This window comes from Methylobacterium sp. CM6241, assembly GCF_054817845.1.
Genome location: NZ_CM139246.1, coordinates 3,729,107 through 3,755,402, shown reverse-complemented (window position 1 = coordinate 3,755,402; position 26,296 = coordinate 3,729,107). Strand labels below are relative to the sequence as shown.

Genomic DNA, 26,296 nt, shown 5'->3' with positions numbered 1-26,296 from the left:
AGCACGGGATGTCGGGGATAGGCGCGCGCGGCGCGAGATACGATCTCGCCTCACGCGTCAACCTCCGATATAGCCGGCTCTCATGGACCTCATAGCTACCACGCCGGCCCTCGCCGAGGCTTGCAGCCGTTTCGCCGGACAGCCGTTCGTTACCGTCGACACGGAGTTCATGCGGGAAACGACCTACTACCCCAAGCTCTGCCTCATCCAGATGGCCGGGCCGGACGGGTCGGGCGTGCTCGTCGACCCGTTGTCTCCCGATATCGACCTCGCGCCATTCTTCGCGCTGATGGCCGACGAGAGCGTGGTCAAGGTGTTCCACTCGGCACGCCAGGATCTCGAGATCATCTGGCTGCTCGGCGGGCTGCTGCCGCAGCCGTTCTTCGATACACAGGTCGCCGCCATGGTCTGCGGCTACGGCGACTCGGTCTCCTACGAGCAGCTGGTCAACGACGTCGCCAAGGCCAAGATCGACAAGTCGTCCCGCTTCACCGACTGGTCGCGCCGTCCGCTCTCGGACGCCCAGTCGAGCTATGCCCTCTCCGACGTGACCCATCTGGTGACGATCTACGAGGTGCTGGCCGGCAAGCTTCTCTCCACCGATCGCGGCGAGTGGCTCGACGAGGAGATGAGCGTCCTGACCTCGCCAGAAACCTACAAGGCCGACCCGGCCCAGGCCTGGCGCCGGCTCTCCGGCCGCATGCGCAAACCGCGCGAAATCGCGGTTCTGGCCGAGGTGGCGGCCTGGCGCGAACGCGAGGCCCAGACCCGCAATGTGCCGCGCGGGCGAATCCTCAAGGACGAGGCGGTGATCGACATCGCCACCTCCGCGCCTCGCAGCGTCGAGGCCCTGGGACGCCTCCGCTCGATCCCGGCGGGTTTCGAACGCTCGCGCACCGGAGCCGACATCCTGGCCGCCGTGGAGCGCGGCTTTCAGCGTGATCTCTCCGAGATCGCCTTGCCCGAGCGCAGCCGGGGCCGGGGCGGCAACGGCGCGGTGGTCGAATTGCTGAAGGTGCTGCTCAAGGCGGTCTGCGAGGCCGAGGACGTGGCACCCAAGATCGTCGCCACGATGGATGACCTCGAAGCCATCGCGGAAGACGACGAAGCCGACATCGCAGTGCTGCAGGGTTGGCGCCGGACGCTGTTCGGCGAGAAGGCGCTTGCCCTCAAGGCAGGCCGCCTGGCCCTCTCGGCCCAGGGTGGGCGGATCGTGGTGCGCGCGCTGGATTGATCCAGGCCACGCGTCCCCCCCGCCTGGGGAAGGGGAGCCGCATGCGCGGCTCGCCCGTCCTCAATTCGCCTTCGCGCTGACGTCCAACCTGTCGAGCACGGCACCCGGCGTCGGGGCCGCACTGAATTCGAGCATGCCAATGCCGCCGGCATTCTTCGCCTTGGCGCTGAGCAGGAACGTGCCCGGCCGGGTCACGAACTGGCCCAGAGCCGCGCCGATGGCCTTGGCGCCGGCGGAATTGCCGAGGATCGCCGGAACGCCGAACGTGGTCGCGGTCACGTATTCCTGGGTCAGTTCCTCCGGCTTGAGGCTCAGGCTCTTCGACTGAGAGGCGATGAAGCGCTCGAACAGGCCGCTATTCTCGATCCGCAGGTCGAGGGTCTTGGCAGTCGCCCCCAGCATGGCGAAGGTCGAGACGCTCGGATCCGGGTCGAACACCGCCGGGCCGATACCGCCCAGGATGCCGTTGACCTTCACGCTGCCCATGTCCTTGCCCGACACCGACACCTCGCTGAAGGAGAGTTCCTTGGCGGCCTCGTTCCAGGCCGTGTCGGCGACGACGTTCAGGTCGAGGTCGCGATAGCCGTAAGCGCCGAGGGAGCCGAGCCCCGGAATTCCGGCCACCGCCGTAGCGGGCAGGGTGAGTCCCGAGAGGGTGGCCCGGCCGGTGGTCGGCAGGCCGTCGCGCAGCGGCCCGAAGGCGAAGGCACCGTCACGCAATCCGATCTGCGTGGGAGCCGCCGCGACGGGCGGGAGCGCGGGAGCAGCAGCGGGCTTGCCTGCAGAATTACCGGGGGGCTTCGGTGCGGCGGGTGCCCCGTCCGGCGGCAGGTCGAGGCGCAGGTCCTTCACTGCCAGGGTGCCGAGCACCGGCGTCATCTGCCGCAGATCCGCCTCGGTCGGCTCTCCGGCCTGAGCCGAGAGCTTCCGCATGGCCGCCACGGTCGGAGCGAAGGAGAAGCCCGTGAAGGACAGGCGCGAGAGCTTGCCGCTGGCTTCGCCCGCCGTGAAGCCGATATCCTCGAAGGTCAGGTTTCCGGAGGTGAAGGCCATGCGTCCCATGGTCATCGCCATGGGTTCACCGTCATGGGTCTGATTGACCGTGAGCCCGCTGGCCTGGAACGAGCCGACGGAGAACCCGTCCATCAGGTCGGCCACGGTTCCGAGGATCCGCGCCTTGTCGGCGGAGGCAGGCTGGGTCGGGTCCACACGGGACATCGCCTCCAGCGCGCCCGTCCATGTCGCGGGAATCTGTCGGCCACTGACGTCGCTACCCTCAAGACGGGCGATCTTCACCAGTGTGCCCTCGGCCTCCATCACAATGTCGGCGGCCGAGAAATTGCCGTAGATCCGGAGCATCGGGCTCTTGGCGTCGCCTGCCTCGCCGTAAAGCCGCGCCATCGCGGCGAGATCGACGTCCTTCATGTCGATGCGGCCGTAACTGGCGCTGTGTCTCGCCTCACCCCCATCCTCCGCAGCCGTCACCCCAGCGGCACTCGCCTGGGCGATACGGCCGCCACGGACATCCTTGGCCGTCACGTCGCGATAGGTCGCGGTCTGGGCCTTGGTACCGATCCGGGTCTCGGAACGAAGCTCCGGGATCACGATGCTGGCAGCATCGAACTTGGCCAGACGCGCGGCCAGAGGCTCGGGGCCGGATTTCAGGAGAGCGAGCAGATCGTCCTTCGTCAGACGCGTACCGCTGACGATGACCTGCGGTGCGGTGAGGGTCGTACCACCGAACGTCATCGTCACGTTCTGGAGCGTGACGTCCTGCACGGCGGACGCCGCCTCCTGAGCCGTGGCCGGCAATGGGCCCATCGGGCCACCTCCGCCAAGGGCAAGGAGGGCACAGACCGGAAGGCCGGCCGCCCGCATGAGGAAGGGACGGCCTTGTGGGACGTTCATGAGCAGATCCGGGGCGCTGCGGAAAAGGCGCTTCGTGCAACGGTGCCGCGCCGAACCGCATCCGTGCCGCAGTTTCCGCGGCGAGGCAATCGCGCTGCCACACGCCGCGATGTCACGGAAAGACGATGGCTCAGAGCGAGAACGACGTACCGCAGCCGCAGGAGGCCGTGACCTGAGGGTTCTCGATCTTGAAGGACTGGCCGATCAGGTCGTTGGCGAAATCGATGGTCGAACCGCTCATGTATTCGAGGGACACGGGGTCGACGAGGACGGTCGCGCCATCCCGTTCGATCACCATGTCGTCATCGGCGCGGGAGCGCTCGATGTCGAAGGCATAGGAGAAGCCCGAGCAGCCGCCACCATTGACGCTGATCCGCAGGGACGCACCGGGAGGCTCGGTCCCCATGATCTCGTTGATGCGCTTGGCCGCGCGGGGGGTCAGGGTGATGTCGGCCATCGTGATGCTCTTGGGTTCTCGTCGATTGCCAGAAGCGCTAGCCCACACAAGATATGCGCCGTAGAGACGCGCTGCAACGCGGTAGGAGCCTGGCGCGAAATGACGGGTTCGGGAGGTGACGTGCGGCACAGGGGCGAACGCTGGCGGGCGCGCTACGCCACCGATCCGGCAGCCACGCGTGGGCGGCTGATCCCGGAGGCGGTCTCGCCCACCCGCAGCGACTTCCAGCGCGACCGCGACCGGATCATCCATTCGGCCGCCTTCCGGCGCCTGAAGCACAAGACCCAGGTCTTCGTCCATCACGAGGGCGACCATTACCGGACCCGCCTGACCCATACGCTCGAAGTCAGCCAGATCGCACGGGCACTCGCCCGTGCCCTCGGCTTCGACGAGGATCTCGCGGAGGCGCTGGCGCTGTCCCACGACCTCGGCCACACCTGTTTCGGGCATACCGGCGAGGACGCCCTCGATGCACTGACGAAAGGCCATGGCGGGTTCGACCACAACGCCCAGGCGCTGCGCATCGTGACCCGGCTCGAGCGGCGCTATGCCGGATTCGACGGGCTCAATCTCGCCTGGGAGACCCTGGAGGGCCTCGTCAAGCATAACGGCCCCCTCCTCACGAAGGAGGGCGTCCCGACCCCGCGCTGGGCAGGACGGGGCATTCCCGCCGCGATCCTCGAATACGACGCCGTTCACGATCTCGAACTCGGCCGCTTCGCCGGGCCGGAAGCGCAGGCGGCGGCGCTGGCCGACGACATCGCTTATGACAGCCACGACCTCGATGACGGCCTGCGCGCCGGTCTGTTCGAGCTCTCCGACCTGGAAGAGGTGCCGTTCCTCGCCAGGCTGATGGAGGAGATCGACGCCCTGCATCCGGGGCTGGAACCCTCGCGAAAGATCCACGAACTGGCGCGTCGCGTCATTACCCGCTTCGTCGAGGACGTGATCGCGGAGAGTACGCGCCGGATCGAAGTCCTGGCGCCGATGTCGGTAGAGGACATCCGTGGAGCATCGGCACCGGTCGTCGCCTTCTCACCGGCACTGGCGGAGGCGGACACGACGATCAAGCGCTTCCTCTACGCGCGGATGTACCGCCACCCGAGCGTGCTGGCGGTGCGGGCGCAGGCCGACATCATCGTCGCGGATCTGTTCGGCGCCTTCACGGCGAACCCGGCGGCCATGCCCGAGGAATGGCGGGTCGGGCTCGATGGCGCAGGGGAGGGGCGCATCGCCCGCCGGGTCGCCGACTACATTGCCGGCATGACCGACACTTACGCCGTGCTCGCCCACAAGCGCCTGTTCGCGACGACGCCGGACCTGCACTGGAGCCCGGAGAGCCGGGGCCTGCCGCTGGCGGAAGGATAGCGGCCGAGATTTCGGGACGATTCATGCGCATCTGCTTCATCGGCGACAGTTTCGTGAACGGGGTCGGTGACGACACCTGTCTCGGATGGACGGGCCGTCTCTGTGCCGAGGCCCGCCGCGCCGGCTGGGACGTCACGCATTACAATCTGGGAATTCGCCGCGACACCAGCCTCGACATCCACCGCCACTGGAGAAGCGAGGCCGAAGCCCGGCTGCCCGAGGGGCTGGACGGCCGGCTTGTCTTTTCGTTCGGCGCAAACGACTGCACGCTCGTCGATGGCCGAATCCGCGTCCCTCATGACCGCTCCCTCGACACGGCGGAGAAGATTCTCGGAGACGCCGCCGGTTGGCGAAGAACCCTGATGATCGGTCCGCTTCCCGTCTGCGACGATCCAGCGACGGATGCGCGAATTCTGGCTCTGTCGCGGGACATCACTCCTCTTTGCGCCCGACTCGATGTCCCGTTCCTGCCGGTCTTCGGCATGGCGACAGAATCCGACGCATGGACCAGCGAGGCTGCAGCGGGGGACGGAACGCACCCCAATGCCAAAGGCTACGCGGCTCTGGCCAGCGTCGTCGCCGGCTGGGAAGCTTGGCGCGCCTGGTTCTGAGTGTCCTTCACGAAACCTCCGATGTGCCGTGTTGAGCTGAGCGAGATCCGGCCAAGACCGGAGTTTGGCGACGCCTCGTGAAGCGCCGGGTCGATGAGGAGCCAGGAAGTGCGATGGGCGGCCTCCCGTGACACCTGCCTCCCGTGACACCTGCCTCCCGTGACACCTGCCCCCCGCGTTGGTATGCCGCCGCATTGAGGCGCAAGCCGTCGTGACGATGCGGCATGGCGCGAGCGGAATAGATATCCCATGAACATCTTCGCCACCTTCGAGGCGCGCGTGCGCGAAGCGCTCGAGAGCCTGACCCGGTCCGGGACGCTGCCCGAGGGGCTCGATCTCTCCCGCGTGGTGGTCGAGCCGCCGCGCGACGCCAGTCACGGCGACCTCGCCACCAATGCCGCCCTGGTTCTCGCCAAGGAGGCCCGGACCAATCCGAAGGCGCTCGGCGAAGCGCTGGCCACGGAGCTCCGGCAGGATCCCCGCGTGGTCGAGGCGAGCGTGGCCGGACCGGGCTTCATCAACCTGCGCCTGACGCCCGAGACCTATCACGAGGTCGTGCGTGCCGCGCTCGGCGAGGGCACCGAGTATGGCCGCGCTCGGATGGGCGGCGGCAAGGTCAACATCGAATACGTCTCGGCCAACCCCACCGGACCGATGCATGTGGGCCATGGTCGCGGGGCGGTGTTCGGCGACGCGCTGGCGAACCTGCTCGTGGCGGCCGGCCGCGACGTGACGCGCGAGTACTACATCAACGATGCCGGCGCGCAGGTCGACGTGCTCGCCCGGTCCGCGTTCCTGCGCTACCGCGAGGCCCTGGGCGAAGAGGTCGGCCCCGTGCCCGAAGGCCTCTATCCCGGCGACTATCTCGTGCCGGTGGGCAAGGCGCTCGCCGAGAAGCACGGACGCGCGCTCCTCGACGCGCCGGAATCCGACTGGCTGCCGCAGGTGCGGGCGGATGCCATCGCCGCGATGATGGACCTGATCCGGGGCGATCTCGCCCGGCTCGGCATCCACCATGACGTGTTCTTCTCCGAGGCCACGCTGAAGGAGGCGGTGCCCGTCCTCCTGGCGGAACTCCGCGCAAAAGGTCTCGTCTACGAGGGCCGGCTTCCGCCGCCGAAGGGCCAGCTTCCCGAGGATTGGGAGGACCGGGAGCAGACCCTGTTCCGCACGGTGGAGTTCGGCGACGACGTCGACCGGCCGCTGCTGAAATCGGACGGCTCGTTCACTTATTTCGCCTCGGACATCGCCTATCACCGCGACAAGATCCGGCGCGGGGCCACGGACCTGATCGACGTCCTCGGGGCCGATCACGGCGGCTACGTCAAGCGCATGCAGGCGGCGGTGAAGGCGGTGAGCGACGGCCACGCCACTCTCGACGTCAAGCTGTGCCAGCTCGTGCGTCTCCTGCGGGCCGGCGAGCCGGTGAAGATGTCGAAGCGCGCGGGCGAGTTCATCACCCTCGCCGAGGTGGTCGACGAAGTCGGCCGCGACGCGATCCGTTTCATGATGCTCTACCGCAAGAACGACGCGACCCTGGATTTCGACCTCGCCAAGGTGGTGGAGCAATCCAAGGACAACCCGGTCTTCTACGTCCAGTACGCCCATGCCCGCTGCGCCTCGGTGTTCCGGCAGGCAGGCGAGGCCATGCCGGACGAGGATTTTTCCGTCGCCGGCCTAGCCGACGCGGACCTGACGCTCCTTGCCGATTCCGCGGAAATCGAGATCATGCGGTTGATCGCCCAGTACCCCCGGGTGATCGAAGCGGCGGCTACAGCGCACGAGCCACATCGTGTGGCATTCTACCTCTACGAGCTCGCAAGTTCCCTGCATGGTTTCTGGAACAAAGGCAAAGACCTGCCGCAATTACGGTTTATTAATCCAAACGACCGAAACTCGACACGGGCAAGACTGGCCCTCGTGGAGGCTTTGAGGGGCGTCGTCGCCTCCGGCCTCACGGTCTTGGGTGTCACCGCGCCGGATGAAATGCGGTGAGGTGATCTCGGCGTGAAGAGGAATGCTGCCATGACGACGAACGCTTCGCGAGCGCCTGTCGATTTCGACGCCTTCGCGCGTGACTTGCAGCCCACGACGCCGCCCCAGTCGCAGGCCCAGCCTGCGGCCAAGCCCGATCCGTTGGCCGAACTCGCCCGCATCGTCGGCCAGGACGATCCTTTCCGCGCGTTGCTGGAAGCGCGTGATTCCCGTGCCACCGCCGAGCCGCGAGCCCAGGGAGGACGCAGGGAACCGAGCTTCCACGACGAGGCGCCGGCGGCTCCCGCAGGCTACGCCGCCGCGCCTTCGGGCTACGCACAGCATGCCCAGCATCAGGTCGAGCCCGAGCCGCAGGCCGCACACTCGGCACATCCGGCCGACGCGTTCGATCAGTATCTCGCCTCCGTCGACCACAGTGCCTATGCCGCCGGTCCTCAGGATCCGCACGGGTCCGAGGCTTACGCGCCAGAGCAGGACGACCGCCTCAATCGCGCGGCCGAGCGGCCCCGCCAGCGCAGCCGCCTCGTTTCCGTGGGCGCCGGCCTCGGCGTGCTGGTGGTCTGCGTCACCGGTGCGCTCACCTGGCGCAGCATGAATTCGAGCCACAGCGACGGCACCGTGCCGACGATCCTCGCCGACAAGGCTCCGCTGAAGATCGCACCGCAGAAAGCGGACGGCGTCGAGATCCCCGACCAGAACAAGCGGATCTACGACCGCAACGCCAAGGACGACCAGATCCACATCGTCAACCGCGAGGAGCAGCCGGTCGACGTGGCGCAGGCCGCCCGCTCGGCCCAGCGCGCCGGGGAGGGCGGAGCCACGCCGTCCACCGGACAGCAGGGCGGCAATACCGGTCCCCTCACCGAAACCCTCGGCGAGCCTCGCCGGGTGCGGACCGTGTCGGTGAAGCCGGATACGCCTCCGCCGCCGCCTCAGCGCGAAGCGCCCGTCGCCCAATCGGTGATCCCCACCATGACCCTTCCGGGTGACGGCGGTGGCTCGACCAATGCCTCGATGCATTCACGCGTCGGCAAGCTGCCGGCGGCGCCCGCTCCCACCGAGGAAGCTTCGGCCCCCGAGCCGACCGCTCCCGCCTCTCGCGCGAAGGCCCCGCAGCGGGTAGCCGCCGTCGCCCCCGACGCGACCTCCGCCCTGCCGACGCCTGCGCCTGCCGCCTCGGCCTCCACCGCACCCGTGAGCGGTTACTCGGTCCAGCTCGGCGTACGCACCAGCGAAGCCGAAGCGCAGGCCGCGTTCAAGCAGATGCAGAGCAAGTTCAGCCAGCTCTCCGGCAAGCCCGCCCTGATCCGTCAGGCCGAGGTCAGCGGCAAGACGATCTACCGCGTCCGCGTCGGGCCCCTGGCCAAGGCCGAGGCGACCACCCTCTGCACCGAGTTGCAGGGCGCCGGCGGCCAGTGTTTCGTCGCCAAGAACTGAGCCTCGGGAACTGAGGGTCACGGCGGCGCTCAGGCGAGTGCCGCGAAGACGGCGAGAGACAGTGCCGGCTTGTCGCGGGTCCGTGACGCCTCGTTCGAGTACCGCCAGCGCGGGCGGAGCCGCCATCGTGAAGTGCAGGGACGGATGCCCCTCGGACAGTCCGTCCATCATCAAGCCGAGCAGCACATCCCATGACAACTCGCGCCCTGATCCTCGGCTGTGCCGGCCGGACTCTCTCGGACGAGGAGGCCGCGTTCTTTCGCGACGCGCAGCCCTGGGGCTTCATCCTGTTCAAGCGTAATATCGGCTCGCCGGACGAGGTGAGGGCGCTGACCGATGCGCTGCGCGCTACGACGGGCCGGGCCGACACGCCGATTCTGATCGACCAGGAAGGCGGACGGGTGCAGCGCATGGGACCGCCGCACTGGCCGTCTTATCCGGCCGGCGCCCGTTTCGGCCGCCTCAATGGATCGGGCACCGCCATGGCGCGCCTTGGCGCTCGGCTCATGGCGCATGATCTCGCCGCGGTGGGAATCAACGTCGATTGCGCGCCCGTCCTCGACGTGCCGGTGGCGGGAGCCCACGACATCATCGGCGATCGCGCCTACGGCACCGATCCGCACATTGTCATCGCGCTCGGACGGGCAGTGGCCGAAGGGTTGATGGAAGGCGGCGTCCTTCCGGTGATCAAGCACATTCCCGGTCACGGTCGCGCCGCCTGCGATAGCCACAAGGACCTGCCCGTGGTCGAGGCCGAGGGCGTCAGCCTGGCCTCGCACGATTTCGTGCCCTTCCGCGCCCTGGCCGACCTGCCGATGGCGATGAGCGCCCATGTGGTCTACGCAGCCCTCGATCCGCATCACCCCGCGACCCAGTCCAGCGTCGTCATCGGCCAGGTGATCCGTGGCCTCATCGGCTTCGACGGCCTGCTCATGACGGACGACCTTTCGATGAAGGCCCTCGACGGCAGCTTTCGCGAGAAGGCCGAGAAGGCCTTCGCCGCCGGTATCGATGTCGCCCTCCATTGCAACGGCGAGCGGCACGAGATGCAGGCCGTCCTGGAAGGTACGCCGATCCTGTCCGGCGAGGCTTTGCGCCGGGCCGAGGCCGCCCTGGCCCGGCTCGCGCCGCGCGTGGAGTTCGATGTCGCCGAGGCCCGTTCGCGTTTCGAGGCTGGTCTTTCCGCCCACGCGTGAGGCCCGGACTGCCCCAGCGTTTCGGGCGAGTGCCGCTATGACGCGCTGCACAATTGTCTCAGATGCCTCAAATGCCTCAGCGCGAGACCGTGCGGTTCTTGTGTTCGCTCCCCGCCATCCTTAGGTTCCCGACAATCCGTCGTGAGAGGGCGTCGCTGGGCTGGCGACAGCATGGGCGCAGGAGTTTGCCATGGGCAGCATGAGTATCTGGCACTGGATCATCGTCGCGGGCATCGTGATGCTGCTGTTCGGGCGCGGCAAGATCTCGGACCTGATGGGCGACGTCGCCAAGGGCATCAAGGCCTTCAAGAAGGGCATGGCCGAGGACGAGACCCCGACCGGACAGGCCCCGGCCGTTCCGCCGCCGAGCGCGGGCGAGCCCGTGCGTACGCTGCCTCCCCAGGGCGAGCCGGCCACGGCGAGCCATGTCACGGCCGACCGCAAGGTCGTCTGAAGCAAACCCTACGGACAGGCATCGGCCTTGCGCAAACTATGCTAGGCCGCCGGCCGTGACGAGGCAAAGGCCATCGGCCGCGGGACGAGCGACGCCATGTTCGACATGAGTTGGGGTGAGGTGATGCTGATCGGCGGTGTCGCCCTCATCGTCATCGGACCCAAGGATCTGCCCAAGGCCCTGCGCACGGTCGGTCAGGTCACGGGCAAGATGCGCCGCATGGCCGGCGAATTCCATGCCCAGTTCAACGAGGCGATCCGCGAGGCGGAATTCGACGAGGTCCGCCGCGAGGTCGACGGCATCAAGCGCTCCGCGAGCACGATGGGGCCGAGCTTCAACCCGGTCCAGACGATACGCGACGAGATTCGCGGTGCGGTTGACGGCCGGTCCCAGTCGAGCACCCAGCCCCTCGCCAACGTGGCCGCCAAGCTCGCCGAGAACGATCCGCCTCCCGAACCCGAAGCGCCGTCACCCGAGATAGCCTCGCCGGAGCCGCCACCGCCCGTGCACGCCTTGCCGGACCTTCCGCCGCGTACGACCGCGCCCGAGACATCCTCCACCAAACCTACCGAGACCGGCGCAAGCACATGATCGATTCGGTCGACGAATCCGAGGTCGAGGCTTCGCGCGCGCCGCTCCTCGATCATCTGATCGAATTGCGCTCGCGGCTGATCAAGTCGCTGGCCGCGTTCATCGTGATGTTCTTCGCGTGTTTCTTCGTCTCGCGGCACATCTACAACATCCTGCTCTACCCCTACGTCTCCGTAGTGGGGGCGGAGAAGGCGCAGCTCATCGCGACGCACTTCCTCGAGCAGGTTTTCACCAACATCAAGCTCAGCGTGTTTGGCGCGGCCTTCCTCGCCTTCCCGGTCATCGCGACGCAGATCTACGCCTTCGTCGCGCCGGGCCTCTATCGCAACGAGCGCCAGGCCTTCCTGCCCTATCTCGTTGCGACGCCGATCTTCTTCGTTCTTGGCGCGCTGGTGGTGTTCTTCCTGGCGATGCCGCTTCTCATCCAGTTCTCGGTGAGCCTGCAGCAGGTCGGCCAGCCGGGTGAAGCGACGATTTCGCTTCTGCCGAAGGTGGACGAGTATCTCTCGCTCATCATGACGCTGATCTTCGCCTTCGGATTGGCGTTCCAGCTACCCGTAATCCTCACCCTGCTCGGCCAGATCGGCGTCATCGACACGGTCTTCCTGCGCGAGAAGCGGCGCTACGCCATCGTCCTCGTCTTCGTGGCGGCGGCGATCCTGACGCCGCCCGACGTGATCTCGCAGCTCTCCCTCGCCTTGCCGATGCTCCTCCTCTACGAGGCCTCGATCTTCTCGGTCGCCCGCGTCGAGCGCCGCCGCAAGGCGAAGCGGGTCGCTGAAGGTCTCGAGCCTTAGGCGCCACAAAAGCCCCATCCACCACCTCATCCTGAGGCGGCGCGTAAGCGGCCTCAGGATGAAGTGGTATCGGGGATGCTCCGTCGACTCATGCCCGGCCTTGTCGGGGTCGCCCCGATGCTGCAAAGCGTCGGCGACTCATAGCGAACCGAGCCGCCCATGCACGACATCCGCGCCATCCGCGAGAATCCGCAAGCGTTCGACGAAGCCCTGCGCCGTCGCGGCCTCGACGCGCTCTCGGCCGAGCTGATCGGCCTCGATGACGCCCGCAAAGCCGCGACCTCGGCGGCCCAGGCCAACCAGGAGCGGCGCAATGCTCTGGCCAAGGAGATCGGCGGCGCGAAGAAGGCGAAGGACGAGGCGCGCGCCGCCGAACTCATGGCGGAGGTGGCACGGCTGAAGGAGGAGGGGCCCACCCTCGAGGCCGCGCAGGCGGAAGCCGGCAGGATTCTCGACGACCGACTCGCGGCGATCCCGAACCGTCCGAACCCGGATGTGCCCGAGGGCGCCGACGAGCACGGCAATGTCGAGCACCGCGCCTTCTCCGGAAGCGGTACCAAGCTCGCCACCGGCCGCCAGCATTTCGAACTCGGCGAAGCCTTCGGACTGATGGATTTCGAGGCGGCTTCGCGCATGTCCGGCGCCCGTTTCGTGGTGCTGAAGGGGCAGCTGGCCCGGCTCGAACGCGCGCTCGGCCAGTTCATGCTCGATCTCCACACCGGCGAGCACGGCTACACCGAGGTGGCCCCACCGATACTCGTGCGCGACGAGGCGATGTTCGGCACGGCGCAGTTGCCGAAGTTCCGCGACGACCAGTTCCGGGCCGGTGAGGAACACTGGCTCATCCCCACGGCCGAAGTGCCCCTCACCAACCTCGTGCGCGAGAGCATCCTCTCCGAGGACGAGCTGCCGCTTCGCTTCACCGCGCTCACCCCCTGCTTCCGCGCCGAGGCAGGTTCGGCCGGGCGCGACACGCGCGGCATGCTGCGCCAGCACCAGTTCAACAAGGTCGAGCTCGTCTCGATCACCACGCCCGATCAATCGGCGGCGGAGCACGAGCGCATGCTCGGCTCGGCGGAGGCCGTGCTGAAGAAGCTCGACCTGACCTACCGGGTCATGACGCTCTGCACGGGCGATATGGGCTTCGCCTCCCAGAAGACCTACGACATCGAGGTCTGGATGCCGGGGCAGGAGACCTATCGCGAGATCTCGTCCTGCTCGGTCTGCGGCGACTTCCAGGCACGGCGGATGAACGCGCGCTATCGGCCGAAGGAAGGCAAGGGCGCACAATTCGTGCATACCCTCAACGGGTCCGGCGTCGCCGTGGGCCGCGCCCTCATCGCCGTGATGGAAAATTATCAGAACCCGGACGGCAGCGTCACCATCCCGTCGGTTCTCAAGCCCTACATGGGCGGCATCGAGAAGATCGAAGGGCTGAAGAGCTGATGCGCATCCTGGTCACCAACGACGACGGCATCCACGCGCCGGGCCTCGAAACCCTGGAGGGCATCGCCCGGACCCTGTCCGACGACGTCTGGGTCGTGGCGCCCGAGAGCGACCAGTCCGGCGTCTCGCACTCGCTGTCGCTCAACGATCCCCTGCGCCTGCGCCAGGTCTCCGAGAAGCGCTTCGCCGTAAAGGGCACGCCCTCGGATTGCGTCATCATGGGCGTGCGCCACATCCTCAAGGACCACGGGCCGGATCTCGTCCTGTCCGGGGTCAATCGCGGCCAGAACGTCGCCGAGGACGTGACCTATTCGGGCACCATCGCGGCGGCCATGGAAGGCACGATCCTCAACGTGCGCTCCATCGCCCTGAGCCAGGCCTACGGCGCCGGTGGGCGTGGGGCGATCAAATGGGGTTGCGCTGCCCATCACGGGCCGGGCGTGGTCAAGAAGATCCTCGAAATCGGGATCGAGCCCGGCATCGTCGTCAACGTCAACTTCCCCGATTGCGAACCCGAGGAGGTGGTCGGCACCTCCGTCGCAGCGCAGGGTATGCGCAATCAGGCGCTGCTCGCCATCGATGCCCGGCAGGACGGTCGCGGCAACCCGTATTTCTGGCTCGCATTCGCCAAGGCGCAGTTCGAGCCGGGCCATGGCACCGACCTCAAGGCCATTGCGGAGAACCGCATCTCCGTGACCCCGCTGCGCCTGGATCTCACCGACGAACCGAGCCTGACCCGCTTCGCACAAGCCTTTGCCGAGTGAGGAATCCCGGTCTTCGCACGGCGCAAGCGCTATCGCGCTCCAGCGCCCCTGTGCGGGACCGCGGACGATCCAAGCCACGGAACGATCGAACACGGCCATGAGGCACAGCTCGTGACGATGGAAGGCTCGGTCGAGGATGCCGCCTTCGTCATGGCCCTGCGCGGTCTTGGCGTGCGCGACACCGACACGTTGCGCGCCATGGAGCGCGTGCCCCGCGCCCGATTCGCGCCTGAAGGGCACCGGGATCTGGCCCGGCGCGACATCGCCCTGCCGCTGCCCTGCGGCCAGACCATGTCGGCGCCCACCGTCGTCGCCGCCATGCTGACAGCGTTGAAGGTGAAGCCCGGCACCCGCATTCTCGAGATCGGCACCGGCTCCGGTTACGTCACCGCTCTGCTGATCCGTCTCGGCGCCGCCGCGATCCTGAGCGTCGAGCGCTATGCGACGCTGGCCGAGGACGCCGTCTCCGCCCTCGACCCGGAGGACAGGGTGATCGCCCGTATCGAGACGGGTGACGGCCTCGATCCCGCATCGGCCGGGGAGGGCGGCTTCGACCGTATCCTCGTCAACGGGACCCTGCCAGCCTTCCCCGAGCATCTCGCGGCCGCCCTGCTGCCCGGCGGCCGTCTCGTCGGCGCCCTCGGCTACGGGACCGGTAGCCGGCTGGCCTTCATCGACCGGGATCGGGACGGTCGCATCAGCGAAGGGTTCGGCAGCGGATTAAGGCTGGCGCCCCTGACAGACGGCAGGGCGTTCATTCTTTGACGAAAGACCTCGCTTCGCCAAAGCGAGGAACAGGGTCTTCGAGGGGAGACGCCAAACCTTTGATCGGACACGATCTTATCGCGCCCCAAGGCCATTCGAACCTGAACCGGCCATGGAACTCCGGCCCTCGGAAAGTTCCTTCGGTGTCGAAAACGTGGTGAACGGGAACGGTTGTTTAACCTGAATCCCGTTTGAATGACGTCATCAAGTTGCGTCAGGCAAACAGGTGCGTCGATGCGGGTTCGCGGGACTGGTCTAGGGTTGAGGACGCTGTCGCGTTTCGCGCTCATCGGTGTGATCGGCGGCAGTGCTGCCGGATGCTCCACCGATGCGTCGCGGTTGGGCGACCCCTTCGGGAACCCCTTCGCCTCCAACATTTCAAGTGAGCCCAGCGCCACGGGCAGCTTGCCCGAGGAGGGCGAGATGCCTGCCGCCCCGGCGGTGCGCACCTCCAAGATCCAGTCGCAGTCACTCGGCGCGCCGATGTCGCCGCGTCCGCTGGCGGCGACGCCTCCCATGGCCACGGGCCGTGTCGCTTCCACCGCGCCGAACTCCGGGATGGTGTCCGGCATGAACCCCTCGGGCATGAATCCCGCGGGCATGAATCCGGATGCCGGCCGCGGCATGGTCGCGACCCCGCGCACCGTGCCTGCCGCGCCCCCGGCCCGTCTTCCGCTCAATGCCGGCGCCAAGGCGGCGGAAGCGAAGGCTGCCGAGGCAAAGGCCGCCGAAGCCAAGGCTCGTGCGGAGGCTGCCCGTGCGGAGGCCGCTCGCCAGGACAGCGTCCGTCAGGAAGCGGCCCGCAAGGAAGCCGCCGCCAAGGCGGTAGCCGAAGCCAGGACCGCCACGGAAGCCAGGAAGATCGCCGAGGCGAACAAGGTGTCCGAGGCCAAGCGGGCCGTGGAGACCAAGAAACTCGCCGACGCCAAGCTCGCGGCCGATGCCAAGCATGCGGCCGAAGCCAAGAAGCTCGCCGATGCGAAGAAGCTCGCGGAGACCAAGAAGCTCGCCGAGGTGAAGAAGCCCGTCGAGGTGGCCAAGGCCGAGACACCGAAGGTCGATCCCACCAAGGCGAAGGCCGAGGCCGCCCGCAAGGCTGCGGAAGCCGAAGCCAAGCTCGCCAAGGCGGAAGCCGCCAAGGATGCGGCCAAGAAGGTCGCCGAAGCCAAGGCCGCCGAGAAGGCCAAGGCCGCGCCCGTCAAGGTCGCTTCCCTGACGCCCGTGCCCGAGAAGGCCGAGCCCGCCAGCACCGGCTCCGTCGCACCTGCGGCTCCCGCCGCCGAGCCCGACCAGTCTTTCCGCTGGCCTGCCAAAGGCCGGGTGATCTCGGGCTATGGCACGAGCGGCAACGAAGGCATCAACATCTCGGTGCCCGAGGGTACGGCCGTGAAGGCCGCCGAGGACGGCACGGTCGCCTATGCCGGCTCAGACGTGAAGGGCTACGGCAAGCTGGTGCTGGTTCGCCACACGAACGGCTACGTCTCGGCCTACGCCCATAACGGTGAACTCGACGTTCGCCCCGGCGAGAAGGTCAAGCGCGGCCAGACCATTGCCAAGTCCGGCGCCTCGGGCAACGTGACCTCGCCCCAGCTGCACTTCGAGATCCGCAAGGGCGCGACCCCGGTCGACCCGATGCCGCACCTCGCCAGCAACTGAGCGCATTCAAGACCCAAAGAGAAACGGCGGCTCGCAGGAGCCGCCGTTTTCGTTTGTAGATCCGTTTGATACCCCGTCCATCCATCCCGAGGCACACACTTCAACTCGGTCTGGGCGAGCCTCACTCCAGCCGCTGGCCCAACCGCCCCGCCAGATCCTGGATGAACTGGAACGCCGTGCGACCCGAGCGGGAGCCGCGGGTAGTGGCCCATTCCAGCGCCTCGGCCCGCACCGTATCCAGGTCGGCCTTCAGTCCGTACCGCTCGACATAGGCACGGATCATGGCGAGGTACTCGTCCTGGCTGCACTTGTGGAAGCCGAGCCAGAGGCCGAACCGGTCGGAGAGGGAAACCTTTTCCTCCACCGCCTCGCCGGGATTGATGGCCGTGGAGCGCTCGTTCTCCACCATGTCGCGGGCGAGCAGGTGCCGCCGGTTCGAGGTCGCGTAGAACAGCACATTCTCCGGCCGGCCCTCGATTCCGCCGTCGAGAGCGGTCTTCAGGGACTTGTACGAGGTGTCGTCGCCGTCGAAGGACAAGTCGTCACAGAACACGATCCAGCGGTGCCGGTCCGCCCGCAGGGTCGCCATCAGGTCGGGAAGGGTCTCGATATCCTCGCGGTGGATCTCCACCAGTTTCATCGGCAGTTCGCCCTCCGCCCGCTCGGCGTTGATGCGGGCATGGGCCGCCTTCACCAGCGACGACTTACCCATGCCGCGTGCCCCCCAGAGCAAGGCGTTGTTGGCGGGCAGCCCCTTGGCGAAGCGCGCGGTGTTGTCGACGAGGATGTCACGAGCCCGGTCGATGCCGGTGAGGAGATCGATCTCCACCCTGTTCACCCGCGGCACCGGGATGAGGCGGCACTCGGCGCCCCAGAGGAAAGCGTCGGCGGAATTCATGTCGATGACGGGTTTCGCGGCCGGGGCGGAACGCTCCAGCGCGGCGGCGATCCGCTCGAGGACGGGCAGGATCGCCTCGATCATCTCCCGGTCTGCAGGTTGGGTCGCGGTCATGGCGTCTCGAAGCTCCTGGAATACGCGCTTGAGCGCGTCATTACGGACATCGGGCACGAAAATCACGGGTGCGGCATCGGGCGCCTGCGATCCGCACCTTGCCGGCTGCAGACGCGCCGTTGCTTTCACCTAGTGCATGGCTATAGTCCGCGCGCTTTTAGACCGGTCCAGACGCGCCGAGATCGGCCCGTGCGCGACGATGTGAGGACCGGTTCAGCTAAGGAGTCACCCGCTTGATTACCCCCGCCTTCGCGCAAGGGGCCACCTCGGCCGCTGGCGGAGCGGACATCGCCTTGCAGGTGGTGCCGTTCGTCCTCATCTTCGTCATCATGTACTTCCTGATCCTCCGCCCGCAGCAGCGCCGCGTGAAGGAGCATCAGGCCCTCGTGAAGAACGTGCGCCGCGACGACACCATCGTCACCACCGGCGGCCTCGTCGGGCGCGTCACCAAGGTGGCCGACGAAGCGTCCGAGATCGAGGTCGAGATCGCCCCGAACGTGCGGGTGAAGATCGTCCGGACGATGATTTCGGAAGTGCGCGTCAAGGGCGGGCCGGTCAAAGCGGCGTGAGCCGAATGCCGTGAAACGTGGTGCGGAACCGATGATCCGCGCCCCGGCACACGGCTTGTGACTCCGCTTGAAGGGGCCGATGCAAGCATCGGCACCATAAGAAGAAACGGGACTGGCGGATGCTGCGCTTTTCGAGAACCAAGATCGTCGCGACGCTGGCCGTCATCCTGATCGGCCTGAGTCTCGCCGTGCCGAGCTTCTTCTCGGCCGAGCAGCGCAAGGGATTCATGGCCGCGCTGCCGGGCTGGTTCCCGAGCTGGATCGTACCCCAGCGGGCCATCGTGCTGGGTCTCGACCTCCAGGGCGGTTCGCAGATCCTCCTCGAGATCGACCAGACCGATCTGATCCGCTCGCAGACGACGGGCCTGCGTGACGACGTTCGTCGCACCCTGCGTGAAGCCAACGTCACCCCCGAAGGCGGCATCCAGGTGATCCCGCGCGGCGTCCAGGTCCGCATCTCCGATCCGGCTAACCGCGCCAAGGCTTTGCCCAAGCTGCGCGAACTGTCCCAGCCGATCTCCAACGCCATGGTGGCGCAGGCCGGCGGCCAGACCCTCGACGTGGCGGAGCGGCCGGACGGCACGATCCAGCTCACGCTCACCGATGCCGGCCTCACCGACCGTACCCGCCGGGCCGTGACCCAGGCCATCGAGGTCATTCGCCGCCGCATCGATTTCGGCGGCACCAAGGAACCCTCGATCCAGCAGCAGGGCGCCGACCGCGTCCTCGTCCAGGTTCCCGGCTTGCAGGACCCGCAGCAGCTCGAGGATCAGCTCGGCAAGACCGCCAAGCTCGAATTCCGCATGCTCGCCGATTCGCCCTCCGGCGACGTGGACATGCTGACCAACAAGGACGAAGGCGGCGGCAAGGTACCGGTCGAGCGTCGGGTCATGGCCGATGGCGGCGATCTCACCGACGCGCAGCCGGCCTTCGACCAGCAGAGCCACGAGCCTATGGTGAGCTTCAAGTTCAACCTGAAGGGCGCCCAGCGCTTCGGCCAGGCGACCTCGGAGAATGTCGGCCGCCGCATGGCCATCGTCCTCGACAACGAGGTGGTGTCGGCACCGCGCATCAACACGCCGATCACCGGCGGTTCGGGCCAGATCACCGGTAACTTCACCGTCAAGCAGGCCAACGACCTCTCGATCCTGCTGCGCGCCGGTGCGCTTCCCGCCAAGCTCACCGTCGTCGAGCGCCGCGTGGTCGGCCCCGGCCTCGGCAACGATTCCATTGAGGCCGGCAAGAAGGCGACCCTGGTCGCGGGCGCCCTCGTCATCATTTTCATGTTCGCCACCTACGGGGTGTTCGGCTTCTTCGCCAACATCGCGCTCCTCGTCCATGTGGGTCTCATCCTCGGCCTGATGTCGGTGCTGGAGGCGACCATGACCCTGCCGGGCATCGCCGGCATCGTGCTCACCATCGGCACGGCGGTGGATTCCAACGTGCTGATCTACGAGCGCGTGCGCGAAGAGGTGAGGGCGGGGCGCTCCATCGTCTCGGCCCTGCAGGCCGGCTTCGACAAGGCCTTCGCCACCATCATCGATTCGAACTCGACCATGGCCATCGCCGCCGTGATCCTGTTCTTCCTCGGCTCCGGTCCGGTGAAGGGCTTCGCCGTGGTGTTCATCCTCGGCATCCTCACCACCGTCATCACGGCGGTGACGCTGACCCGCATGATGATCGCCCTGTGGTACAACTACGCCCGACCCAAGGCTTTGCCGTTCTGAAGTCCGTCCGAGCATTCACAGTTTGCGAGAGGAGCCCGATCCGGTTTTCGAGTGATCCGTCCATCCGAAACACAATCCCGTCATCCCGGGGCCGCGAAGCGGAGCCCGGGATCCAGACACGCGGGATTGCCAGGCTAGTCTCCACCTGAGTGTCTGGATTCCGGGCTCGCCCTGCGGGCGCCCCGGAATGACGGACGTGCGGTGGAACCGGACGGGTTCTCTTCGACGACCAGATCGACCTCATTGCCGAAAGACCGAGACCGATCATGCGCCTGCTCCGCCTCTGGCCCGATGAGTCGCACGTCGACTTCATGCGCTTCCGGCGCTTCACCTTCCCGCTCTCGGCCTTGCTGTCGGTCGGGACGGTGATCCTATTCCTGACGGTCGGCCTGAATTTCGGCATCGACTTCAAGGGCGGCACCCTGGTGGAGCTCCAGGCCAAGTCCGGTACCGCCGATGTCGGAACCGTGCGCCATACCGCCAACGGTTTCGGCTTCGGTGAGACCGAGGTGCAGGAGCTCGGCGGCCAGGGCCAGATCCTGGTTCGCTTCCCGCTCCAGCCCGGCGAGCAGGGCCAGACGGCCGTGATGCAGAAGGCGCATGGCGCTTTCGACGCGGAGTACGAGTTCCGCCGCACCGAGACGGTGGGTCCGCGCGTGTCGGGCGAGCTCGTCCAGTCGGGCACGCTCGGCGTCGTGCTCTCGGTGCTCGCCGTGCTGTTCTACCTCTGGTTCCGCTTCGAGCGGGAACTGGCGCTCGGAGCCATCGTCGGCACCCTGCACGACATCGTGCTCACCATCGGCATCTTCGTCATCAGCCGGATCGAGTTCAACATGACCTCGATCGCCGCCATCCTCACCATCGTGGGCTACTCGCTCAACGAGACGGTGGTGGTGTTCGACCGGACCCGCGAGTTGATGCGACGCTACAAGACCATCCCCACGGTGGAACTCCTCAACCTGTCGATCAATTCCACCATGTCACGCACGGTGATGACGGCCACCTCCGCCTTTCTCTCTCTGCTGGCCCTCGTCCTGTTCGGCGGCGAGGCGATCCAGGGCTTCGCGGTGGTGATGCTGGCGGGCGTGGTCATCTGCACCTACTCGGCGATCTTCGTCTCGACGCCAGTCCTGATTTATCTCGGCCTGATGCTGTCGGGCGTGAAATCCCAGAACCGCCCCACCGGCGGTCGCGTGCCCCAGGCGGCGGAGTAACGATGGCGGACGGCAGCCTGCACGACGGTTTCGTTCCAGGGCGCCATCTCATCGACGCCTACGGCAATGGCGGCTTCCGCTTTGCCGACATGTCGCATCGTGGCTCGATCCTGGTGACGCCGAGCGGCATCAGGGCCTGGGACGTCACGCAGGCGAAAGAGATCGACCGGGACGCCCTGCGTCCCGTCGTTGCCGAGGCGGGGGCGGTGGAGCTCCTCCTCATCGGCATCGGCCTCGACATCGCCCCCTTTCCCGATACGCTGCGGCGATGGCTCAAGGATAACGGCATTGGCCTCGATGTGATGCAGACGGGAGCGGCCGCGCGGACATACAACATCCTGATGGCGGAGAACCGCAAGGTCGCCACTGCCCTGATCGCGGTCGCGTGACGAAGACCGAGACCAGCCCCGGAACGGCCGACCCTCTCGCATTCGCGTTCGAGCATTGCGAGGCACTGGTCCGGGAGGGCGATCCCGACCGCTATTTCGCGACGTTGTTCGCCCCCGTGGCGTACCGGCCGCATCTCTTCGCGCTCGCCGCCTTCAGCCTCACCATTGCTCGCGTGCGCGACGCCGTCACCAATCCGGTGGCGGGCGAGATCCGCCTGCAATGGTGGCGCGATGCACTCCAGGGAGAGGCGAGGGGGGATGTGAAGGCCAACCCCGTCGCCGCCGCCCTCGACGATGCCATCGTCAAGCGCCGGCTCGGGCGCCAGCCCTTCGTCGATCTGATCGATGCCCGCGTCTTCGATCTCTATGACGACCCGATGCCCCGGATAAACGATCTCGAAGGCTATTGCGGCGAGACCGCCTCCTCGCTCATCCGCCTTGGCGGGCTCGTCCTGTGCGATGGCGCCGAGCCGGGCGGAGCTGCCGCGGCGGGGCATGCGGGCGTTGCCTATGGCGTCGCCGGCCTCTTGCGGGCCCTCCCCTGGCACGCCCGCAACGGACAGGTCTATCTACCGGCCGACATCTTGAAGGACCATGGCGTCACCCGCGAGGACATCGTCACGGGACGGGGAGGCCCCGGCCTTCTCGGCGCGACGGCCGACCTTCGGGCTCTGGCGCGCCGACATCTCGAGGCTTTCGAGACAGCGCGCACGACCATCGCGCCCGCCGCCTTGCCGGCCTTCCTGCCCACTGCATTGGTCGAACCCAGCCTCGCGATGATGGAGCGGCCGGGCTACGACCCGCTTAACACCGTCATCGCGCTGCCGCGCTGGCGTCGCTTGTGGCGGCTGTGGCGGGGATCGCGGCGGGGTTGAACCCAGGGCTCCCGAAGAACGCTGGGTATTCTTCCTCGTAGAATCGGGACGCGGCGAACATCGTCCCGATCATTCCGGGGGTACTGCAGGCTCATCCAAAAGCAGAGAGCCGCTCCAGAACCGTGCAATCCAGAGCTCTGCCAGAGTCCGATGTCTAACAACCTGGAGTTCTGCATCCCGGGCTCCGCTGAGCGGCCCCGGGATGCAGAAGAGGCGGTTGATCGAGTTTGACCTCAGCGAGCCTTCTTGGTCAGCTTCTCGGCGATCTCGAACATCTCCTCCGGAGCATAATCCGGTGTGAAGGCCGAGGGGACGCCGGTGAGCTGGTGGATCTTGCCGCCCTCGGGCATGCCCTCGACGACGCTGAGTTCGCCCGGCGGGTCGCCCGGCAGAGCCATCTCGCCATTGCCCCAGATGCCGGCCATCTCGGTGTAGTCACCCGGGCTGAACGTGTAGAGCCGGCGGTGCGAACCCTCCTGCAGGTACTTCTGACACTCGGGGATCTTGTCGAGGTTGATATTCGGTGTCGGCAGGAACTTCTCAATCTCCACGCCGGTGATCTTCTTCAGCGCCAAGGCGTAGGCATGGGCGTGAACGGAACCGCGCACCAGCAGGTAGCCGCAGACCTCACGGCCCGTCGGGTCGGTCAGGGTCTCGTAGACGCGCAGCTTGTGCAGGCGAGCGCCGCATTCCAGATGGAAATTGTGGAGCAGGTCGACGACGACGTTGCCGGTCGTCGTAATGAAGTCGTTGTTCCAGGATGCGCCGTTGCTGTTGACCGGCGTTACGCCGCCGCCATTCGACAGGAACGCGGCCGCGAGCCGGATATCCTTCATGTCCTCGAACGGCGCCTTGGAGATGTCGCCACCATCCTTCTCGTCGCCGTCATTATCGGGGCCGTTATTGAGCATCGCAACGCCGTTGCTTACGAGCTCCACATGGCCCAATTCCTCGGCGGTGATGGCCGCCACCAAGCTATAGAATGGCTTCAGCTTAGATTTGCTGCGGAAATTGAAACTCTGGAACATGTAGTTCCCAAGAGTCGACATCTCACCATATTTGCCGCCTAGCAGTTCCTGCAGGGCAGCGGCGGCGTTCGGATCTTTCCTTTTGGGTGCGGGAAGCTCGGCTTGTAGCTTGTCGACGCGCATAAACATAGGTTGATCTCCGTATCGCCGGTATGGAGGATACCAACGGGAACGGTCTCCCCACCCTCATGTTCCGAGGCTGCGACAGGTCGCACGGCCGCTTCGCTTACGTTTTGGAACGGCTCCGCTTGCGTTTCGAAAGAGACGTCCTACCGTTTCCGAGCGTCTTCGGTCTTGGCGGACAGAAAGCGAAGCACGCGCGCAACATGATCTGAATACAAGATTCTTCGCGTTGAGCCCGCTCCACTGCTCTGCTAGCTACGATGTCAAGGGCCCGACGAGAGATCGGGCTCACCGAGGAGCGCGACGCCCGTGAATACGTGGAACCAGGTCTACGATCCCTTTGGGAGCCCATGGCTCTCGACGCTTGCCGCATCCCTACCGGTCATCGCCCTGCTCGGCATGATCGCCAGCGGCAAAGTGAAGGCCCATATCGCGGCCGTTCTGTCCCTGGTCCTGGCCTTCTGCGTCGCCGTCTTCCTCTTCGGCATGCCGGCGGATCTGGCCACCCGCGCTTCCGCCTATGGCGTGGCGCTCGGGCTGTTCCCGATCGGCTGGATCATCCTCAACGTCATCTTCCTCTACCGTCTCACGGTGGAGAAGGGCTGGTTCGCCACGCTGCAGCAATCGGTGGCCGGCATCACCACCGACCGGCGGCTTCAGCTCCTCCTCGTCGCCTTCGCCTTCGGCGCGTTCTTCGAGGGAGCCGGCGGCTTCGGCACCCCGGTGGCCGTCACCGGCGCGATCCTGATCGGCCTCGGCTTCTCGCCGCTCGCCGCCTCGGGCCTGTCGCTCATCGCCAACACCGCGCCCGTGGCTTATGGCGCCCTCGGCGCCCCGATCCAGGGCCTCGCCTCGGTGACCGGCTATGATCCCTACATCCTCGGCGCCATGATCGGCCGCCAGCTGCCGTTCTTCTCGGTGCTGGTGCCGTTCTGGCTGATCTGGGTGTTCGCGGGCTTCCGCGGCATGGTCCAGATCTGGCCCGCTATCCTCGTCTGCGGCGGCTCGTTCGCGCTGGCCCAGTTCGGCATTTCGAACTACGTCAACCCGTGGATCGTCGATATCGGTGCCGCCCTCGTCTCCATGGGCGCCCTGGTCCTGTTCCTGAAGTTCTGGCGCCCGGCCACGATCTGGACCTCGCCGGCACTGCGCGGCAACGATCCCTCCATCGGCTTCGTCACCGCCGAGGGTGGCGCCAAAGTGGCCCCCACGGGCTCCGGTGCCCGCACCGCCTCCTCCTCCGAGATCCTGATGGCCTGGGTGCCGTGGATCATCCTCTCGGTGATCGTCGCGATCTGGGGCACGGGCTGGTTCAAGGCCATCGTCAACCCGATCTTCACCTGGCGCTACGAAGTGCCGGGCCTGCACAACGTCATCATGAAGGTACCGCCGGTCGTGGCGACCGCCCATCCGGAAGCCGCCGTCTTCGCCTTCACCTACATGTCCTATACCGGCACCGGCGTGCTGTTCGCCGCCATCCTGTCGGGCCTGCTCATGCGGTTCTCGCCGTGGCGTCTGGTGACGGCCTACATCGAGACCATCTGGGTGCTGCGCTACTCGCTCATCACCATCTCGGCGATGCTGGCCCTGGGCGTCCTCACCCGCTACGCCGGCGTGGACGCGACCCTGGGCCTGGCTTTCGCCGGAACCGGCATCCTCTACCCGTTCTTCGGCACCCTGCTGGGCTGGCTCGGCGTGGCGCTGACGGGATCGGACACGGCCTCGAACGTGCTGTTCGGCGGCCTGCAGAAGATCACCTCGGAGCAGCTCGGTCTGTCGGGCATCCTCATGGCTTCGGCGAACTCGTCGGGCGGCGTCATGGGCAAGATGATCGATGCCCAGTCCATCGTCGTCGCCTCCACCGCCACCGGCTATTTCGGCCAGGAGGGCAAGATCCTGCGCTTCGTGTTCTGGCACTCGATCGTGCTGGCCTGCCTCGTCGGCGGCCTCGTGATGCTACAGGCCTACGTCTATCCGTTCACCGCGATGGTCATCCATCCGTAGGACCGGCGAGAGACCGATCTCGACAGAACCCGTCCCGGCCATGCCAGGGCGGGTTTCTTTTTTGTCGCGATCCCCTGCCGAAGGCGTTCTCCGGCATCGTCGCGTCTTGCTCTCTGCGAGTCGTGGCCCCACGTCGAATCCATGTTCTTTCGCACGCTCGCCTCGCGCTACTCCCTGTCGAACCTGCCCGCGCAGGCGACGGAGCGCCTGCGGATCGCACCGCTGGTCCAGGCGGATGCAGAGGCGGTCCGCGCGCTGACCGACGACCCGGCCATCACCGGAGTGGTGGATTTCCTCCCAACTCCCTTCACTCTCGACCACGCCCGCCGCCTCATCGGCAGCGGCAAGCCGGTGAAGGATTGCTTTCTCGGGGCCAAGGCCGATGGCGCTCTCGTGGCGGTGATCGGCGTCCATCTGCGCGGAGAACACGCGGTCGAAATCGGATATTGGGTCGGCGGCGCCGCCCGCGGCCGAGGCTACGGCAGCGAAGCAGTCGCCGGCGTCGTCGCGATTCTGCGCAAGCGCTTTCCCCACCGCTTCATCGTCGCCGAATGCCGGCCTGAGAACGCAGCCTCTCGCGGGCTGCTGCTCAAGACCGGCTTTCGCGATACCGGCGACGAGGGGCATCGGCCGGGCCGACGGATCTTCTCGCTGGATCCGGTCTGAACGGGTCGGA

24 protein-coding genes are annotated in these 26,296 nt (G+C 66.9%); 20 read left to right on the top strand and 4 right to left on the bottom strand.

Annotation, left to right across the window (positions count from 1 at the left end):
• Window positions 1–82: 82 nt before the first annotated feature.
• The gene (gene rnd, locus ACYQR9_RS17650) at window positions 83–1,234 is read left to right on the top strand and encodes a ribonuclease D (protein ID WP_056424197.1); all 1,152 of its coding nucleotides are present in this window, start codon (window positions 83–85) and stop codon (window positions 1,232–1,234) included.
• A 60-nt stretch (window positions 1,235–1,294) separates the two neighbouring features.
• Here rnd and ACYQR9_RS17645 read toward each other — a convergent pair whose 3' ends face one another.
• Together ACYQR9_RS17645 and ACYQR9_RS17640 are read right to left on the bottom strand one after the other, a co-directional pair.
• Entirely contained in the window at window positions 1,295–3,142 is a 1,848-nt protein-coding gene (locus ACYQR9_RS17645) for a hypothetical protein (protein WP_461227556.1), read from the bottom strand.
• Window positions 3,143–3,272: 130 nt separating this feature from the next.
• Window positions 3,273–3,599, bottom strand: coding sequence for a HesB/IscA family protein (locus ACYQR9_RS17640; RefSeq protein WP_056424199.1), 327 nt, complete (start codon window positions 3,597–3,599; stop codon window positions 3,273–3,275).
• A gap of 99 nt (window positions 3,600–3,698) precedes the next feature.
• Between ACYQR9_RS17640 and ACYQR9_RS17635 the strand changes: the two genes are divergently transcribed.
• The 12 genes from ACYQR9_RS17635 (at window position 3,699) to ACYQR9_RS17580 (ending at window position 16,679) form a co-directional block, all read left to right on the top strand.
• Window positions 3,699–4,967, top strand: a complete 1,269-nt coding sequence (locus tag ACYQR9_RS17635; protein WP_461227555.1) for a deoxyguanosinetriphosphate triphosphohydrolase — start codon at window positions 3,699–3,701, stop codon at window positions 4,965–4,967.
• Window positions 4,968–4,990: 23 nt separating this feature from the next.
• Window positions 4,991–5,578, top strand: a complete 588-nt coding sequence (locus ACYQR9_RS17630; protein ID WP_461227554.1) for a GDSL-type esterase/lipase family protein — start codon at window positions 4,991–4,993, stop codon at window positions 5,576–5,578.
• A 249-nt stretch (window positions 5,579–5,827) separates the two neighbouring features.
• Window positions 5,828–7,573: an arginine--tRNA ligase gene (gene argS / locus ACYQR9_RS17625; protein ID WP_461227553.1), complete on the top strand. Its 1,746-nt coding sequence runs from the start codon at window positions 5,828–5,830 to the stop codon at window positions 7,571–7,573.
• A gap of 30 nt (window positions 7,574–7,603) precedes the next feature.
• Window positions 7,604–9,010 (top strand): SPOR domain-containing protein, encoded by a 1,407-nt coding sequence (locus tag ACYQR9_RS17620; RefSeq protein ID WP_461227552.1) that lies wholly within the window; start codon window positions 7,604–7,606, stop codon window positions 9,008–9,010.
• A 191-nt stretch (window positions 9,011–9,201) separates the two neighbouring features.
• A complete protein-coding gene (nagZ, locus tag ACYQR9_RS17615) occupies window positions 9,202–10,206 on the top strand; it encodes a beta-N-acetylhexosaminidase (protein ID WP_056424209.1) in 1,005 nt (334 codons plus the stop codon).
• 190 nt (window positions 10,207–10,396) lie between these two features.
• Window positions 10,397–10,660, top strand: a complete 264-nt coding sequence (locus ACYQR9_RS17610) for a twin-arginine translocase TatA/TatE family subunit (protein WP_056424210.1) — start codon at window positions 10,397–10,399, stop codon at window positions 10,658–10,660.
• 96 nt (window positions 10,661–10,756) lie between these two features.
• Window positions 10,757–11,251 (top strand): Sec-independent protein translocase protein TatB, encoded by a 495-nt coding sequence (tatB, locus tag ACYQR9_RS17605; protein ID WP_461227551.1) that lies wholly within the window; start codon window positions 10,757–10,759, stop codon window positions 11,249–11,251.
• The gene (gene tatC / locus ACYQR9_RS17600) at window positions 11,248–12,048 is read left to right on the top strand and encodes a twin-arginine translocase subunit TatC (protein ID WP_056424215.1); all 801 of its coding nucleotides are present in this window, start codon (window positions 11,248–11,250) and stop codon (window positions 12,046–12,048) included. Before tatB ends, tatC begins: the two co-directional genes overlap by 4 nt.
• 159 nt (window positions 12,049–12,207) lie before the next feature.
• A complete protein-coding gene (serS, locus tag ACYQR9_RS17595; protein WP_461227550.1) occupies window positions 12,208–13,494 on the top strand; it encodes a serine--tRNA ligase in 1,287 nt (428 codons plus the stop codon).
• Window positions 13,494–14,258, top strand: a complete 765-nt coding sequence (gene surE / locus ACYQR9_RS17590; protein WP_056424219.1) for a 5'/3'-nucleotidase SurE — start codon at window positions 13,494–13,496, stop codon at window positions 14,256–14,258. The genes serS and surE overlap by 1 nt, the downstream gene beginning before the upstream one ends.
• A gap of 117 nt (window positions 14,259–14,375) precedes the next feature.
• Window positions 14,376–15,023, top strand: coding sequence for a protein-L-isoaspartate O-methyltransferase family protein (locus ACYQR9_RS17585; RefSeq protein ID WP_461229831.1), 648 nt, complete (start codon window positions 14,376–14,378; stop codon window positions 15,021–15,023).
• Window positions 15,024–15,257: 234 nt separating this feature from the next.
• Entirely contained in the window at window positions 15,258–16,679 is a 1,422-nt protein-coding gene (locus tag ACYQR9_RS17580) for a murein hydrolase activator EnvC family protein (protein ID WP_461227549.1), read from the top strand.
• A 121-nt stretch (window positions 16,680–16,800) separates the two neighbouring features.
• On the opposite strand, the gene ACYQR9_RS17575 is transcribed toward ACYQR9_RS17580, so the two are convergent.
• Window positions 16,801–17,691: an ATP-binding protein gene (locus ACYQR9_RS17575; RefSeq protein WP_461227548.1), complete on the bottom strand. Its 891-nt coding sequence runs from the start codon at window positions 17,689–17,691 to the stop codon at window positions 16,801–16,803.
• Between the two features lie 233 nt (window positions 17,692–17,924).
• On the opposite strand from ACYQR9_RS17575, the gene yajC reads away from it, so the two are divergent.
• The 5 genes from yajC (at window position 17,925) to ACYQR9_RS17550 (ending at window position 22,465) form a co-directional block, all read left to right on the top strand.
• Window positions 17,925–18,260 (top strand): preprotein translocase subunit YajC, encoded by a 336-nt coding sequence (yajC, locus tag ACYQR9_RS17570; protein WP_056424225.1) that lies wholly within the window; start codon window positions 17,925–17,927, stop codon window positions 18,258–18,260.
• A 119-nt stretch (window positions 18,261–18,379) separates the two neighbouring features.
• Window positions 18,380–19,987, top strand: coding sequence for a protein translocase subunit SecD (gene secD / locus ACYQR9_RS17565; protein ID WP_056424227.1), 1,608 nt, complete (start codon window positions 18,380–18,382; stop codon window positions 19,985–19,987).
• Window positions 19,988–20,253: 266 nt separating this feature from the next.
• Window positions 20,254–21,201 (top strand): protein translocase subunit SecF, encoded by a 948-nt coding sequence (gene secF / locus ACYQR9_RS17560; RefSeq protein WP_056424229.1) that lies wholly within the window; start codon window positions 20,254–20,256, stop codon window positions 21,199–21,201.
• 2 nt (window positions 21,202–21,203) lie between these two features.
• Entirely contained in the window at window positions 21,204–21,590 is a 387-nt protein-coding gene (locus tag ACYQR9_RS17555) for an Mth938-like domain-containing protein (RefSeq protein WP_461227547.1), read from the top strand.
• Window positions 21,587–22,465, top strand: coding sequence for a squalene/phytoene synthase family protein (locus ACYQR9_RS17550; protein ID WP_207411995.1), 879 nt, complete (start codon window positions 21,587–21,589; stop codon window positions 22,463–22,465). Before ACYQR9_RS17555 ends, ACYQR9_RS17550 begins: the two co-directional genes overlap by 4 nt.
• A 233-nt stretch (window positions 22,466–22,698) precedes the next feature.
• Here the strand turns inward: ACYQR9_RS17550 and ACYQR9_RS17545 are convergent, their stop codons facing one another.
• Window positions 22,699–23,622, bottom strand: a complete 924-nt coding sequence (locus tag ACYQR9_RS17545; RefSeq protein WP_056424235.1) for a manganese catalase family protein — start codon at window positions 23,620–23,622, stop codon at window positions 22,699–22,701.
• A gap of 303 nt (window positions 23,623–23,925) precedes the next feature.
• Here ACYQR9_RS17545 and ACYQR9_RS17540 point away from each other — a divergent pair, with 303 nt between their 5' ends.
• Both ACYQR9_RS17540 and ACYQR9_RS17535 read left to right on the top strand, forming a co-directional pair.
• Window positions 23,926–25,620, top strand: a complete 1,695-nt coding sequence (locus ACYQR9_RS17540) for a lactate permease LctP family transporter (RefSeq protein WP_207411994.1) — start codon at window positions 23,926–23,928, stop codon at window positions 25,618–25,620.
• 141 nt (window positions 25,621–25,761) lie between these two features.
• A complete protein-coding gene (locus ACYQR9_RS17535) occupies window positions 25,762–26,286 on the top strand; it encodes a GNAT family N-acetyltransferase (protein ID WP_461227546.1) in 525 nt (174 codons plus the stop codon).
• Window positions 26,287–26,296: the final 10 nt, after the last annotated feature.

Excerpts from the sequence above, each read along its gene's own strand:
- rnd (WP_056424197.1), top strand. The coding sequence starts at position 83 with ATGGACCTCATAGCTACCACGCCGGCCCTCGCCGAGGCTTGCAGCCGT.
- ACYQR9_RS17645 (WP_461227556.1), bottom strand. The coding sequence starts at position 3,142 with ATGAACGTCCCACAAGGCCGTCCCTTCCTCATGCGGGCGGCCGGCCTT.
- ACYQR9_RS17640 (WP_056424199.1), bottom strand. The coding sequence starts at position 3,599 with ATGGCCGACATCACCCTGACCCCCCGCGCGGCCAAGCGCATCAACGAG.
- ACYQR9_RS17635 (WP_461227555.1), top strand. The coding sequence starts at position 3,699 with ATGACGGGTTCGGGAGGTGACGTGCGGCACAGGGGCGAACGCTGGCGG.
- ACYQR9_RS17630 (WP_461227554.1), top strand. The coding sequence starts at position 4,991 with ATGCGCATCTGCTTCATCGGCGACAGTTTCGTGAACGGGGTCGGTGAC.
- argS (WP_461227553.1), top strand. The coding sequence starts at position 5,828 with ATGAACATCTTCGCCACCTTCGAGGCGCGCGTGCGCGAAGCGCTCGAG.
- ACYQR9_RS17620 (WP_461227552.1), top strand. The coding sequence starts at position 7,604 with ATGACGACGAACGCTTCGCGAGCGCCTGTCGATTTCGACGCCTTCGCG.
- nagZ (WP_056424209.1), top strand. The coding sequence starts at position 9,202 with ATGACAACTCGCGCCCTGATCCTCGGCTGTGCCGGCCGGACTCTCTCG.
- ACYQR9_RS17610 (WP_056424210.1), top strand. The coding sequence starts at position 10,397 with ATGGGCAGCATGAGTATCTGGCACTGGATCATCGTCGCGGGCATCGTG.
- tatB (WP_461227551.1), top strand. The coding sequence starts at position 10,757 with ATGTTCGACATGAGTTGGGGTGAGGTGATGCTGATCGGCGGTGTCGCC.
- tatC (WP_056424215.1), top strand. The coding sequence starts at position 11,248 with ATGATCGATTCGGTCGACGAATCCGAGGTCGAGGCTTCGCGCGCGCCG.
- serS (WP_461227550.1), top strand. The coding sequence starts at position 12,208 with ATGCACGACATCCGCGCCATCCGCGAGAATCCGCAAGCGTTCGACGAA.
- surE (WP_056424219.1), top strand. The coding sequence starts at position 13,494 with ATGCGCATCCTGGTCACCAACGACGACGGCATCCACGCGCCGGGCCTC.
- ACYQR9_RS17585 (WP_461229831.1), top strand. The coding sequence starts at position 14,376 with ATGGAAGGCTCGGTCGAGGATGCCGCCTTCGTCATGGCCCTGCGCGGT.
- ACYQR9_RS17580 (WP_461227549.1), top strand. The coding sequence starts at position 15,258 with ATGCGGGTTCGCGGGACTGGTCTAGGGTTGAGGACGCTGTCGCGTTTC.
- ACYQR9_RS17575 (WP_461227548.1), bottom strand. The coding sequence starts at position 17,691 with ATGACCGCGACCCAACCTGCAGACCGGGAGATGATCGAGGCGATCCTG.
- secD (WP_056424227.1), top strand. The coding sequence starts at position 18,380 with ATGCTGCGCTTTTCGAGAACCAAGATCGTCGCGACGCTGGCCGTCATC.
- secF (WP_056424229.1), top strand. The coding sequence starts at position 20,254 with ATGCGCCTGCTCCGCCTCTGGCCCGATGAGTCGCACGTCGACTTCATG.
- ACYQR9_RS17555 (WP_461227547.1), top strand. The coding sequence starts at position 21,204 with ATGGCGGACGGCAGCCTGCACGACGGTTTCGTTCCAGGGCGCCATCTC.
- ACYQR9_RS17545 (WP_056424235.1), bottom strand. The coding sequence starts at position 23,622 with ATGTTTATGCGCGTCGACAAGCTACAAGCCGAGCTTCCCGCACCCAAA.
- ACYQR9_RS17535 (WP_461227546.1), top strand. The coding sequence starts at position 25,762 with ATGTTCTTTCGCACGCTCGCCTCGCGCTACTCCCTGTCGAACCTGCCC.